A 14,916-nucleotide genomic window follows, 5' to 3' on the forward strand; every position below is an offset into this window, starting at 1 on the left:
CCTACTATGATCCTTTTACTCAATTCGCTGCACGTTAGCCTTTATCACCACAATGGAAGCGCACCTGATAATGGTAATGCTCTTTCAATAATTTGAATTCATCATGGACACTTGGCGTCCACGAGTCATCACCGCCAACCCCCATATGGAAGCCATCGACATAAACAAACAGCTGTTCTTGTTCGGTTAAGTCACAAATATGTTTTGCCTTCTGTAGCTGCTGTAACCCAAAACGACTGACTGAGAAATGGAAGTCTCCTTGCAATTCGAATGCACCCACTTTTGCCTCACGAACATCACAACGTAAGCCGCAATCAGAAGGGAAAATATACGGGGTATGCATTTGTTCAATACTTTGCTGATATAGCCCCATATGTGCGGACATCTTTCGATCTGGGTAGTTTTCGTGTGGCCCACGACCAAACCATTCCACCCCATCAGGCACATGCTTCAAAGCAAACTCAAATCCGACTCGTGGCAGAGACGGCAAACCTTTCGCCGCTTGAACATCCACATCTAATTTGACCTCACCATCGGCAAATAATTGGTATTGCCAAGTCGACAACAAACGAACCTGATCTTCCACCGTGTGGGCAATTCTTGCAGTCACCGACACCCTATTTTTCTGAGTGATGGATGAAAATTCGATGCACTCTGGAGTGAGCCTATCTAACCTCATCGCCTGCCAGCGTGCGATCCATGAATTGGGGTCTACACGGTTTGCTTCACTGACACCGATATCGTTGTCTAATGGTGCACGATAAAAGTTATCTCGAAGGCCACTAGCAAGTTGTTCCACCCCTTTGATTTTCCAGCTTTCTAATGTCCCAGACAATCTGTCGAACTCTACTTGATAAGCATCACCAATCACCGTCAGCAGCATATCGGTTTCAGTCACTTTCGGTGGGTATTGTGAAAGGTTAGCATCCAACATCAATTGCGGTTGAGTCGGTAAGCTAAGCTGTTCAATCGCCGTCACATGACCTTTATCCGCCCATGCAGTATTGGTGTTTAATACCACTTCGAGATTAAGGTAATTAAGTACGTTGGCCGTCTTCGGAATAGTTACACCATCAAGCTCAATCTGCACACTGGATTGAGCTTCAACAAACAGTTCAATACTGCCATGACATTGAACAATTCCATCTTGAGTTATATTCCAATTAAGCGTTTCGACAGACTCTGAATCAAATAAATACTCACTAGCAATCTCAATCACCAGTGGTGATGCAGAAACCAGCTTGAATTGATAAAACTGCTGTGCTTTTTTCACTTCATGTAGCGTTGGGTGCACCGTCCTGTCTGGGAATACCAAACCATTAATGCAGAACTGGCGATCATTAATCTCGTCGCCGAAATCACCACCATAGCCCCAATATTGTTTGCCGCTCGAATCGGTTTTGGTGATCCCTTGATCGACCCAATCCCAGATAAATCCGCCCTGTAATCTTGGGTTGTCTCTAAACGCCTGCCAGTATTTATCAAAGCTACCGAGACTGTTCCCCATTGCATGGGCGTACTCACAGAGAATAAGAGGACGATGCTCGTTTGGTAGAGCGATAGCTTTACGAATACCCACGCGAGGTGTCACCTCAGGTTGACTCTCAACCACAGGTAAATCCCAATCAACCCGCGCATACATAGGACATAAAATGTCTGTCGCTGCTGTATCTGCCCCGCCACCTTCATACTGAACGGGACGTGTTGGATCAGTTTGTTTCACCCATTGATACATCGCATGGTGATTGCGACCAATACCCGATTCATTACCCAGCGACCAAATGATCACGCTGGCGTGGTTTTTATCGCGCTCCACCAGCCTTGTCATTCGTCTCATGTACGCATTCAACCATGACGCATCATCGGATAAACGGCACATCGGAAATTGACCATGAGTTTCCACATTCGCTTCATCAACCAGATACAGACCATACTCATCACATAGTTCATACCACAATGGATGATTCGGATAATGAGCGGTTCTAACGGCATTGAAGTTATTTTGTTTGAGCAGTTTGATGTCTTGAATCATCCCCTCTCGAGTCATGGTGTGCCCCAATTCAGGGTGATGTTCATGACGATTGACGCCACGAATCAGCAACGGTTTTCCGTTAACTTTTAGCAAACTATCGGTAATTTCAACACTTCGAAAGCCGACATCGTAAGCCTCACAATCGATTAGCTCGTCATGTTCATCGAGCAATGACACCACACAGCGATATAAGTAGGGTGACTCGGCACTCCACTTGTTCGGGTTCACCACTGAAATGCGGTGTTCTGCGACTTCAGACCACGGCCCTTTTTCATCGACATAACGCTCACCAAAACCCACGATTTGAGGTTCGAAAACCAACTGTCCTTGAGCATCATAAAGTTCAGCTTTCAGCTTATAGCAGCTTTCTACATCATTGCTGTGCTTGGTTATTTGCGTAGAAATATTTAAAACCGCATCGCGATAGCAAGCATCTAGCTGAGTATCAATACCAACATCCTCGATTGCGACCTTGGGCTTTCTCAATAAAGTCACATCACGGAATATGCCGCTGAGCCACCACATGTCTTGGTCTTCAAGATAAGAACCATCAGACCAACGCAGCACCATCACTACCAGCGTGTTCTCGCCCGCTTGCAAGTATTCAGACACGTCAAATTCAGCCGGTAATCGACTGTCTTGCGAATAGCCAACCCACTTGCCGTTGCACCACAAATGAAATGCAGAATTCACGCCGTCGAAGGTCAGCCTATGGGTATCTAATAACTCCGGTTCCGTGCAGTTAAAACGCGTTCGGTAGAGCCCTGTCGGATTATCGCTAGGGACGAAGGGAGGGTTATCAGCGAAAGGATATTTCACATTGGTATAGATCGGTTTATCAAAGCCTTGCATCTGCCAGTTGCTTGGCACTGAAATCGACTTCCATGAAGAATCATCAAAATGTTCCGATACTACCTCTTCGCAAACCAACTCTGGTGAATCGAACAGCTGAAACTTCCAAGTCCCATTGAGAGACATAGTGCTCGACGAGTTCTTCGTCATAGCCTCAACCAACGAGGTGTAACTATTTAAAGGAGCATGAGCCTCAACAACATTATGATGGGTGATGTGTTGATTTTCCCACTCACGGGCAGAGATGATTTGAGAGAAAGTTCTCATGACGTGTTCCTTACCAAAAGCCGTTTAACGTGAACCATTGCAAGTGATGCTCAGCGCCTCATTGCGTTCAAACATTACGAACGCCAACTAAACAGCTCTTGCAATAATCCCTTAAGAGAAGAAAAAAAGCCGCAGCCAGAACAGCTGCGGCTATTGAAATGTTACTTAAAGGTACGCTTGCTCACTTTATCGAGTTTTTTCAATATTTTATCGATTCGTTCAGGGTGAACCATAAACTCTTGGAAGCCTTTCATGCCTTCTTTTGCCATCGCAGGGTCGGTGTCTCGGTCATAGAATTGAGCCGTACCATCACTGGATGCCAACATCGCGACGCCTTTGTCTAAGAACGGGTCAGACTTCGCCTTAGCTTTGTTGTTGGTTGGGATCTGTAATAGCATCTCATTGATCAGCTGCTGGTTTTCAGCGCGAGCAACAAACTCTAGGAACTTACGAGCATCTTCTTTGTTTTTCGCTTTTGAAGGTATGTGCAGCGTATCCATTGGCGCATCTTCAGACATAGGAATACTTGGGTCGATCACCGGGAACTGGAAGAAATCCATCTTGCCATCTAACTCAGCAGGGAAGTTAGGCGTGATGAAGTTCCCCATCAGGTACATAGCCGCTTTACCGTTGTACAAGAAAGGTTGAGCTTCTTGCCATGAATAAGACGCGTGGTTTTCTAGGAAGTAACCAGGTTCAACTAACTCCGCCCAATTAGCGAAGGTTTTCTTCACTCGCTCATCAGAGTAAGGCACTTTGCCTTCCATTAACTGAATATGAAAATCCAAGCCGTTAGTACGCATGTTGATATAATCAAACCAACCAGCAGCAGTCCAAAGGTACTTGGTACCAATCGCAAACGGCGCTACACCATTTTCTTTAAGTGTTGCAGACGCAGATTTCAAATCTTCCCACGTTTTCGGCTCCGCAATTCCATATTGCTCAAAGATGTCTTTGCGGTAGTAGATACCCCATTGATAATACGTGTACGGCACACCAAACTGCTTGCCTTGTACTGTCATCGCAGGCGCGGCAGCCGCAAAGTCTTGCTTCATGTTGTTGTCAGCCCAAATATCACTGACATCCTCAAACAGGCCACGGTCAACAAAGGCTTTCATTCGGTTGCCCGCATACCAAAAAACCACATCCGGCGGGGAAGTGACCAACCAATTACGAATCGTTGTTTTATACGACTCGTGATCGTACAAGTTGTACTTCACCGTAATATCTGGGTTTTCTTTTTCAAAGCGGTTAATGATCTCACCCCACGCCTCTTTTGGCGCAGGATCAGAAGCATCTGAGTTGATAACGAGTGTCCCTGCAAACGATGTTGCAGACATGGAGGCAGCGAGCACTGCACTGGCAGCGATATGTTTCACGTATTTCATATTGAGGTCCTTGTTATGGAGCTAAGCTCTCTAAGTCCAATTCTTATTGTTTTATCTCGTAGGGTTGTTCGTGTTTTAGTTTCTCTTTAATGATTCATCCATTTGGGATATCGATAGCAATAACGATTTAAAGCCGTCGCTATTGCTAGATTCGTGTATCGATTCTTATCTCGTGATTTACCCTTTAGTCGCACCCAATGTCAGGCCTGCGATAAAGTGCTTTTGCATGGTAAAGAACAGCACTACCGGTGGGATAGCCGCGACCACTGCACCCGCCGACATAAACTGCCAAGACGCCAGCCATTGGCCTTGAAGTGAGCTCAAACCCGCAGTTACAGGACGAACGTCATCACTCTGAACCAGAACTAGAGCCCAGAAGAAATCGTTCCAAATAAAGGTAAACACCAATACGGCTAACGCCGCTAAAGCAGGGCGAACCAGAGGGAGTACGACATGCCAGAATATTTTCCATTCACTCACCCCTTCAACACGCGCTGCTTCGATCAGGGCATCAGGGATCCCGACAATAAAGTTACGCATGAACAAGGTACAAAAACCGGCTTGGAAAGCGATATGGAAAAAAATCAATGCCCAGTGAGTGTCGTATAAACCGAGTCCAATCGTTAAATCACGGACTGGAATCATCAGAATTTGGAACGGAACAAAGTTACCCGCGATAAACATCGCAAAAATCCACACATTGGCTTTGAAGTTGTATTTAGCCAAGGCATAACCAGCCAGCGTAGATAACGCCACGGCACCAGCAACCGCTGGCAATGTGATGATCAAACTATTGATGAGGTACTGCCCCATCGACGTCGAGGTAAATACTTGAGTGTAGTTTTCAATGAACTGAATCTCACTCGGCCAGCCCCAGTAGTTACCTTTGTTGATGTCTTCCATCGAACGAATCGAGGTCATCATTACGGCGATAAGTGGTAATAACCACATCACGATCGAGATAGGTAACGCGACTCGATAGCTGATATTAGTAAAGCGACCGGCTTTTTGAATTGGTTGCGGAAACATTATTTTTCACTCCTTAACATGCGCCACAAGAAGTAAGCGATATAGATATCCATAATCAGAAATAGCACCACAGAGACCGCTGCACCATAACCCATTCGATAGTTAAAAATAGACTCTTCATACATCTGGTACGCAAGTACTGTCGAGCTGCCCCAAGGGCCGCCTGCCGTCATGGTCGCCACTAAATCAAATGAACGCAGAGCACCAATCACGGTGACAACCACGGCGATAAAAGTCGCCGGTCTTAACTGTGGAAGCACCACATACCACAACATGCGCCACTTCTTTGCACCATCAAGTCGAGCCGCTTCTAACTGCTCAGGATCGAGGTTATTCAGCCCCGTTAAATATAAGATCATGCAATAAGAGATCTGAGGCCATAAGCCGGCAGCGATGATTCCATAGGTCACATAGTCTTCATCAGCAAGTATCGAAATTGGCTCGAAGCCAAGCGACCCGAGTGCAATATTGAAAAGGCCAAAAGAGGGGTCATAGAACCAAGCAAATACGAGGCCTACCACCACTTGAGAAATAACGAATGGGAAGAAAAACAGAGATTTTACGACACGAATGCCTTTCACTTGTTGGTTGAGGAAAAGGGCAATCGCCAAGCCACAGGGTGGCGCAAGCATAAAAAAGATCAACCAAAGGAAGTTATTCGTTAACGAAGTATAAAAAGCATCTGAGTCAAAAAGCTCACGGTAGTTCTCAAGCCCCACCCACTCCTTTTCACCTAATCCATCCCATTCAAAGAAGCTCAGCCAAATACTGTCCAATATGGGATAGATAACATAGAGAGAGAAGATAGCGATGGCTGGTGCCAAGAACAGCCAAGGCGAGACCTTGGAACTGATGCGCCTTTTCTTCTTCGCTGATGGGGTGCGATTTTCTGGGTATATCGTTTTCACAGATTGCTCCATTTCCCAAAATTCCTTGTATTGAAAGCTTGGTTTACTACTTGGTTAACTTCCATCTGAATTTATAAATCCCAATCAGTAGCTCAGCATTTATAATGATTACGTTCAAATATTAGGCTTATTGATAACATTACGCACAGTTATGTTTTATTTATGTAAACGTTTTCACAAAAATCAGTATAGATCGCGGGATTTATATGACAATGATCAATAAATCATGCGAGGCACCTAACAAATTTCTGATGAAAGCGTATGTTTTAAAGGCAAAGAGATGTAGTCCAACGAAGCAAGGAGAGAGCATGGCTGATATCAGCTTAAAAAAGGTCATCAAACGATATGGTGATATACAGACCATCCATGGTGTTGATCTAGAAATAAATAATGGCGAATTCGTCGTATTCGTTGGACCATCAGGTTGCGGAAAATCAACCCTCTTACGCTTAGTTGCTGGCTTAGAAGAAATCACTGAAGGCGAGATTCATATTGGAGACGATCTTGTTAACGATGTCGATCCTGCTGAGCGTGGTGTCGCGATGGTATTTCAATCCTACGCACTCTACCCACACATGACCGTGGAAGAAAACATGGGCTTTGGCCTGAAAATGAATGGCGTAGCGAAGGAAGTCGTTGAAAAGCAAGTCACCAGTGCGGCAAAGACGCTCCAACTAGAACCTTTATTGAAACGTAAACCAAAGGAGCTCTCGGGTGGGCAGCGTCAACGTGTAGCGATCGGCCGAGCAATAGTTCGCAACCCTCGCGTATTCTTATTCGATGAACCGCTCTCGAACCTCGATGCTGAACTTCGCGTCGATATGCGCTTACAAATCGCCAAATTGCACCAAGATCTGCAAAATACCATGATTTATGTCACGCACGATCAAGTCGAAGCCATGACGCTTGCAGACAAGATCGTGGTATTAAGAGATGGTCGTGTTGAACAAGTCGGTTCTCCACTCGATCTATACCACTCTCCACAAAATGAATTTGTGGCTGGCTTTATTGGCTCACCGAAAATGAATTTCTTACCGTGTGTTGTTAACAGCACCTCAGAAACGTACGCCCAACTCGCTGTTAACGGTGTCAGCCAAATTACCCTCCCCTTACCAAGTGATGGATTAAAAGAGGGACAAAGCATCACGCTGGGCATTCGACCTGAACATTTAGAGATTAACAGCGGCTCCGATATCACCATTGAATTTCAAAGTGAGGTGGTCGAGCGACTAGGGAACAGCACTTATATGTTTGGCCAGTCTTGTGGCGTGGATAGCTTTAAGGTGCACCTACCAGGAGACCAAGAGGTGACTCGATACCAATCGCTTGAACTGAGTTTCTCCTCAAAAGATTACCACCTATTCGATGATCAAGGGCAACGAATTAACTAGACTTTAAAAACGGTAGAGCTAGCTCGATGTCGCTAGCTTTGCCACTTTTCAAACTCACTTTCCGTTCGTTTCAAGCAACCACTTGCTTCCATTCTGTTCCTCTAAATGTCTATGAAATCCCACTCAAAAATTTCATCACTCTCACTGAAATATTGGGTTATGAAGACTTATTCGAATTTTATTTATCCTTATTAGCCTTCCGGACATTAATTTGATAGTCGTTTACTAAATAATCGCTAAACTATAGTGTCGCCTACCCCTTTTTTGAGAAAACCTAAATGCCTAATGCTGATTCCACCCTAAATAAACGTATGGGAATCGTTGCGCTCACCTGGCCAATTTTTATCGAAGTTCTTTTAAGAACCGCACTCAACACCAGTGATGTATTCATGTTATCGGGATACTCGGACAAAGCCGTGTCTGCCGTTGGTGTTATTTCTCAGATATCCTTTTTCCTGATCATTGTCTCGACCATGGTCAGCAGTGGTACGGGTATTTTAATCGCGCAATACAATGGTGCCTCTCGCACTCAAGAGAGCGCTCACGTGGGCGTAGCGAGCATCATTCTGGCCATTATTGCCGGTGTGCTACTGAGTGTGATTGCCGTTCTTGTTGCTGAATATTTTATCCCGCTCTATCAACTCGAACCTCAAGTTGAACAGTACGCGCAAGAATACCTGTTCATCAGTGGCGCTCTCACCTTCAATGTAACCATAGGTGTGGTTCTCACCACTATTTTGCGCAGTCATGGCTATTCAAAGTCACCGATGGTGATCAACATGATTACAGGCGTTATCAACGTATTCGGTAACTACTGCGCCTTATATCAACCGTTTGGTTTGCCTGTATACGGCGTGCAAGGGGTTGCGACCGCGACCGTCATTAGCCAAATGATAGGGATGTTGATCTTGATTGGTGTGGTCAGAAGCAAAGGGATTGATCTACCAGTGAAGCAGTTTAAATCTGTGCCGAAAGCCATCTATCAAAAAATCATTAAGATCGGTTCGATGAATGCAGGAGAAGTGCTCTCTTATAACATGGCTCAGATCAGCATTACCTTCTTTGTGGTGCAGATGGGCACCTCTTCACTGGCAGCGTTTACTTACGCACAAAACATCGCTCGCCTCTCTTTTGCGTTTGCACTGGCGATTGGTCAAGGCAGCCAAATCCAAACAGGCTATTACATTGGTAAGGGTTGGATCGACGAGATTACCAAGCGCGTGCAACGTTACTTTGTGGTTGGCTTTATCGCGTCAACCGCGATCACCTGCATGGTGTATGTGTTCCGTTTCAGAATTCTCGATCTGTTCACGCAAGATCCAGAGATCATTGCGCTAACGGCGGCACTGATTGCAGGTTCCATCATTCTTGAAGCTGGACGAGTATTTAACCTTATCTTTATCTCTTGTCTAAAGGCTGCTGGCGACATTAAATTCCCGATCAAAATGGGCATTCTCAGCATGTGGGGCATTGGGGTTGCCATGAGCTATTTGCTTGGCGTGCATTGGGGTTATGGCGTATTGGGTGCTTGGATGGCAATCGCGATGGACGAATGGTTCCGTGGAATCATCATGGCCTATCGCTGGCGAGCTAAGAAATGGACTCGATTCTCTTTTTAGACTTTTTAGCCTTCCATTTATCTTCACAAGATCGAAAAACGCCGCTCCTATTTCCAAAGAGCGGCGTTTTCGTTTTTAATTACCCGAACTCATCTACGCGGTCGCAAGTGCTTTCTTTCGCTTTGCTAGTCGTCCAAAAATACCGAGCAACATAACAATGCCACACACGCCATAAACTTGCATGATGGTTGGATCGTCCGATACAAAACCCACATCCGAGAACATAACGTAAGCACCAAGAACCATGTAAAGAATAATAGCCGAAGCCTCGAAACGGAACTCCCAAGGTGTCACATCAATATTCTCATTGACTGGTATCACGTACTCAGACTCACGCGGCATAAAGTAACCAATGATGAACATCAACGCGGTACATACCACGAACAGAATCGCTAATTGATGTAGGAAGTGAATCGGAGTTTTGAACACCAACTGCATTGCAGCGTAAGAACTTACAAACACCACCAACGCCACTTTCGCCGCTACAGCTGGTACACGTTTAGAGATATAGCCGACAAACACGATAGTGAAGATTGGCACACTGAAGAAACCTGCCACCATTTGTAGATATTGGAACAAACCTTCTGGTGCGTACATGATGAATGGTGCGATACATACCGAGATAATCGCAATCACGACACCAAAAATACGCCCTTTACCCACTAGCTCTTCATCGGTTTTACCTTGTCCGAATAGCGGCTTATACACGTTCAATGCAAACAGAGTCGTTGAGCTGTTCAACACACCATTAAAGGTACTCAAAATCGCACCAAACATCACCGCAACGAAGAAGCCCACTAGCGGCTTAGGCAAAACTTCATTAACTAAACGGGTGTACATGGTGTCTGGATTACCCGCATCAGCGCCAAACATATGGAAAGCAATGATACCCGGAATGATCAAAAACAGCGGAGAGATGACCTTAATCGCACCGGCAAGGATTACACCTTTCTGACCTTCTTTCAGGTTCTTAGCACCCAATGCGCGTTGAATGATAGATTGGTCAGTACCCCAGTAATACAAGTTCACCAAAAGCAGACCTGTGAACAATGTTGAGAACGGCAGTGGATCGGTTTCTGTACCCACCGATTGAAGCTTCTCTGGCGCGGCATAAAGCAGAATATCTAAGCCAGCACCGAAACTCCCCTCGCCCAACACCATTAAACCAAATACAGGGATCATCATGCCGCCGACAATCAAGCCTACACCATTAATGGTATCTGCAATTACAACCGCCTTTAGGCCACCATAAATCGCGTAAAAGAAGCCAAGTAGACCAATCGTCGCCGAAATCAGTGCAATTGAACTAAACTCTGAAATATTTAGCAGGGCCTGAACATCGAAGATTTCACCCAAAACAACAGCGCCCGCGTAAAGTGTGGTAGGCAAAATGTTGATCACGTATTGGCACAAGAAAAGTAACGTCACAAACTTCTTCACCGACATGTCGTAGCGGCTTTCTAAGAAATCAGGAATGGTGGTGATACCTTGTTTCAAATAACGAGGAACTAACATTAAAGCAATAATCACCAAGGTGACACCAGAAGCCACTTCCCAACCCATGACACTCATGTTGTGGGTGTAAGATTGTGCGCTCATGCCCACGAAACTGGTGGCACTCAAGTTCGTTAAGATAAGTGAGCTGGCAATTAAGCCACCGGTTAAGCTTCTTCCGCCAAGAAAGAAACCATCTTGTGAGGTGTTTTTGTCATTTTTCACTTTGTTGTAGGTAAACGCGACTACAAACCCAGTAAATAACAAAAATGACAACAGAACGGTAATAGACATTTTGTTTTCCTTAAGTTGAGTTATTGCGGCAGCAATACCTCGCTGCCGATTATAATTTTTATATTTAGATTTTTATTTGTAGGGGTACTCAGAGTCAGAGATTCACATCTTTTTTAGATGCACAATCAAGGCAGACTCTGGGTCGAGAATAGGTAAGGTCAATCCAATCTCTTTGAGGTTATCGCCGCTTAAAGTCAGAGTTTTATCTAACCATTGAGGGCGTTGCTTCATGAGTTGGAAACTGGTTTGTGGCATCTCCACTAACTTCACTTGATACAGCGCACTGTCTTCCACGCAGCTAATACGAAGTGGTGATGGCAGAGCGTATTCAGGCATGGCCAACTGACACACGGTGATCAGCATTTCATCATCATTCTGCACCCCATAGATGTTCTGGTTTTTGTCCGCGGGATCCATGCGGAAACTACGACCTGAGTGCAAAATATGGCGGAACTCCTTATGCAGAGAGATGTAGTGAGAGAAAGCTTGCTTCTCTTGTTGCGACTCTTTAACCGGGTCAAGTTCAACGCCCATGTGCCCCATCAAAGCGGTGACACCACGCATATTGATACTGTGACGACGATTGGTTGAATGGCACTCAGCAGGGCCAATGTGCGCACCCATAACTTCTGGTGGGAAGAAGTAGCTCATGCCTTTTTGAATGGCTTGTCGTTCCAATGCATCGTTACAATCGGATGCCCAGAATCGATGTGTTCTTTTAAGGATTTCAAAATCAATGCGACCACCGCCTGATGAGCAAGATTCAATCTCGACCTTATGGTGTGCTTGATTCAGTTGATCAACGAGACGATACAAGGCTTGAGTTTGACCATGCACCGCCGCCTTACCTTGGTGGCCCGGCTGAACTAATTCACGGTTCATATCCCACTTAAAGTAGCCGATATTGTACGTAGTCAGAAGCGTATCAAGGCGAGAGAACAAGTAGTCAAAACACGCTTCATTCTGCAAGTCTAAAACATACTGCCAACGACCAGAGGGTTGATGATAACCTTGCAAACCAAGCACCCAATCAGGGTGGTTACGGTATAGGTTTGAGTCTTGGCTGACCATCTCAGGTTCAACCCACAACCCGAACTCCATCCCCTGTTGGTTAACGTGTTCAATCACAGGTTCTAAGCCATTTGGGTATTTCACTTCATCGAGGTACCAATCGCCTAATGCCGTTCGTTCACCATCACGACCAATAAACCAACCATCATCAATAATGAATCGTTCAACACCCATCGCGCTGGCTTCCGTTGCCATCCGCATAATGTATTCCGGTTTATGGTCGAAGTAGATACCCTCCCAAGTATTCAAGTGCACTGGGCGAGGTTTATCGGTAGGGAATTGAATAATGTTGTCACGAACAAACTGCTGAAAACGTTGAGCAATACCGTTCAAACCAGAATTGCTGTAACAGCCATAGAGCCAAGGTGTCTGGTAAGTTGCCTCTGGTTCTAGAATCGATTCACCCGCTAGCAATAACTCTCCCGCTTGTACAAAGCGGCGGCCATCACTACGTACATCAGCGCGCATTTGGTGGTTACCACTCCAACCTAAATGGAAGCCCCACACCAAGCCGTTCTGCTCTGAGAACCCTTGAGTGCCTGCAAACATGCCAGGGAAGTTTTCATGTGAAGTACGACCGCGACGGTTCTCTTGCATGAAGCCGCCGTGTTCAAAACGCTGACGTTGCGTTTGGAACTCATGACACCAACGGCCATGGAACGTCATAAGCTCGTTAGCATGATTCGGCAATGGCAGCGTTGAAGAAAGCTTGTTCAAGTAGTATTTATTGCTGCCTTTATTGGTGACGGTTACACGCTTTTGGACGACGTCAGATTCGAAATCCAGCTTAATCTCTACCTTAAGGTTCAGTTGAGCAACCTTGTCTTCAAGGAAAAAACACGCCTCTTGATCTTGAGCATCGTAACGAACGGTCTTAAAGACAGGAGCCCAATCACGCCCTTCTCTGTGACCTTCAATGCCTGGAGCGTTAAAGTGTCCACTGCCTAACTCAGGGCAAAGAGAAAGTGGCACATCCACATCAAGTCGAGCTTGAGAAATCGGTCTTTCTGTCGAAAGCAGAAGATCTTCATCAATACTTGCGATCTTTGCCCCCCAATGCAAAACCTCTGGAACACGCCCTGATTTAATGATCAAACTATGGTTTTTACTCTTTAAGTGAATAAATTCGTTCATTACTAATCTCTATTGTTTTCGTAAACATAATATAGAAATAATAGTGAACCCATCACGCCAGATTAGTATCCAAAACCCACAAAATCGTGATGTAAATTGGCTTTAATATTCGAAAAATTTGCACAAGATCGACTGTTTCCGGAAACATTTTTAATGTTTTAAAAGACATTTATTTGAGAGTGAGCAGAGTTTAGTTTGGTAAATTTCGGTAGGATTATTTCACTCTAAAATATTCGATGAGCAGAGCGATGAGTATCACCTTCAAAGACGTAGCAAAACTGGCAGGGGTATCTACCCAGACAGTATCTCGAGTAACCAATGGCTCACAAGACGTCGCGGAATCCACCCGCAACAAGGTTAACGCCGCCATAAAGCAACTGGGTTATGTACCCAATAAAGGTGCTCAAATGCTCAGTCGAGCCAAGTCCACCAGCGTTGGTTTAGTCACGCTCGATATGGCACTGCATGGCGCAGCAATGATCGCCAATGGCGTGCGAATGCAGGCTCATGATATGGGTTATGGCGTCGCTTTCTCTGTTGTTTCCGAGCCTAATCTCGCGAACACCCGTGAGGCTATTCGTGAACTGATGGCTCAACAGGTCGACAGCATCATTCTCAATGTGCCTTTAAAGAGTGCAGACGCCGAATTGCTGGTAGAACAATATCAACACTTGAACCTCATCTTCATTGATGTCCCTTCTAACAGCCAAGTTAACTATATATGCGGCGATCACGCCGAGGGCGCAAAGCTGGCGGCTCAGCATCTTATTGAAAATGGTCGCTCTGAATACTTGTTGATCAGCGGGCCTAACGAATCCAGTGCCTCACAAATCCGTCTTCAGAGTTGGTTGGGTGTGCTATCAGATGCAAACTGTCAGGTACAGTTTCAACATCAAGGAAACTGGCAAGCGGAAAGTGGCTACCTTGGCATTCGAGACGCCGTTGCGAAACAAATCCCATTTGATGCTGTGTTGGTCGCCAGTGATCAAATGGCATTAGGGGTTTTACGCGCACTGCAAGAACTGCAGATTCCAGTCCCTGACAAGGTTGCGGTCGTCGGCTTTGATGGCATCGAGGACAGTGCGTTTTTTAATCCACCACTGACCACCATCAAACAAGACTTCACCACGATTGGTCGACAAGCTGTGGTACTTGCAGAGAAGCTCAACGCTAACTCACAAGATGCTTTACTGCAGCACCATATCGAAACTGCATTACTCCCAAGAGAAAGCAGCCAACCTAAGGTGACGGCTCACTATGAAAAACAAGAGATCGAGCAACTGCTGAAAAGAATTCAGACCCTTTTGCCAGAATCGACATAAAAGAAAAAGCGCTAGGGGGAGCTAGCGCTTTTAAGACCAACTAAGTCCGTTTAGCCTGGTAGATTTTTAAGCTATATCATGAGGATATAACCAATTTTTTTACTTAGGTAAATCA

The 14,916-nt window shown here is 45.4% G+C and carries 9 protein-coding genes; 3 read left to right on the top strand and 6 right to left on the bottom strand.

What is annotated here, in order from left to right:
• Positions 1-34: 34 nt before the first annotated feature.
• The 4 genes from AB4351_RS09430 to AB4351_RS09445 all read right to left on the bottom strand — a co-directional run bounded on the left by AB4351_RS09430 (position 35) and on the right by AB4351_RS09445 (position 6,488).
• Complete coding sequence (locus AB4351_RS09430) at positions 35-3,151, bottom strand: beta-galactosidase (RefSeq protein ID WP_372125713.1); 3,117 nt, start codon at positions 3,149-3,151, stop codon at positions 35-37.
• A 161-nt stretch (positions 3,152-3,312) separates the two neighbouring features.
• A complete protein-coding gene (locus tag AB4351_RS09435; RefSeq protein ID WP_050619979.1) occupies positions 3,313-4,539 on the bottom strand; it encodes an ABC transporter substrate-binding protein in 1,227 nt (408 codons plus the stop codon).
• A gap of 177 nt (positions 4,540-4,716) precedes the next feature.
• On the bottom strand, positions 4,717-5,568 hold the full coding sequence (locus AB4351_RS09440) for a carbohydrate ABC transporter permease (protein WP_050644910.1): 852 nt from the start codon (positions 5,566-5,568) through the stop codon (positions 4,717-4,719).
• On the bottom strand, positions 5,568-6,488 hold the full coding sequence (locus tag AB4351_RS09445; protein ID WP_050619981.1) for a carbohydrate ABC transporter permease: 921 nt from the start codon (positions 6,486-6,488) through the stop codon (positions 5,568-5,570). Before AB4351_RS09445 ends, AB4351_RS09440 begins: the two co-directional genes overlap by 1 nt.
• Positions 6,489-6,784: 296 nt before the next feature.
• On the opposite strand from AB4351_RS09445, the gene AB4351_RS09450 reads away from it, so the two are divergent.
• On the top strand, positions 6,785-7,867 hold the full coding sequence (locus tag AB4351_RS09450) for an ABC transporter ATP-binding protein (protein WP_372074647.1): 1,083 nt from the start codon (positions 6,785-6,787) through the stop codon (positions 7,865-7,867).
• Between the two features lie 278 nt (positions 7,868-8,145).
• The gene (locus AB4351_RS09455) at positions 8,146-9,486 is read left to right on the top strand and encodes an MATE family efflux transporter (RefSeq protein WP_372074645.1); all 1,341 of its coding nucleotides are present in this window, start codon (positions 8,146-8,148) and stop codon (positions 9,484-9,486) included.
• Between the two features lie 93 nt (positions 9,487-9,579).
• Here the strand turns inward: AB4351_RS09455 and AB4351_RS09460 are convergent, their stop codons facing one another.
• Together AB4351_RS09460 and AB4351_RS09465 are read right to left on the bottom strand one after the other, a co-directional pair.
• Entirely contained in the window at positions 9,580-11,274 is a 1,695-nt protein-coding gene (locus tag AB4351_RS09460) for a solute:sodium symporter family transporter (protein ID WP_372074643.1), read from the bottom strand.
• A 102-nt stretch (positions 11,275-11,376) separates the two neighbouring features.
• Positions 11,377-13,479 carry an alpha-galactosidase gene (locus AB4351_RS09465; RefSeq protein WP_372074641.1) on the bottom strand — a complete coding sequence of 701 codons (2,103 nt, stop codon included), beginning with the start codon at positions 13,477-13,479 and terminating at the stop codon, positions 11,377-11,379.
• A 248-nt stretch (positions 13,480-13,727) separates the two neighbouring features.
• Here AB4351_RS09465 and AB4351_RS09470 point away from each other — a divergent pair, with 248 nt between their 5' ends.
• Positions 13,728-14,801: a LacI family DNA-binding transcriptional regulator gene (locus tag AB4351_RS09470; protein WP_102398363.1), complete on the top strand. Its 1,074-nt coding sequence runs from the start codon at positions 13,728-13,730 to the stop codon at positions 14,799-14,801.
• Positions 14,802-14,916: the final 115 nt, after the last annotated feature.

Origin of the sequence: Vibrio sp. 10N.261.51.F11 (genome assembly GCF_041471665.1) — a bacterium.
In the GTDB taxonomy this organism is placed as follows: domain Bacteria; phylum Pseudomonadota; class Gammaproteobacteria; order Enterobacterales; family Vibrionaceae; genus Vibrio; species Vibrio crassostreae_C.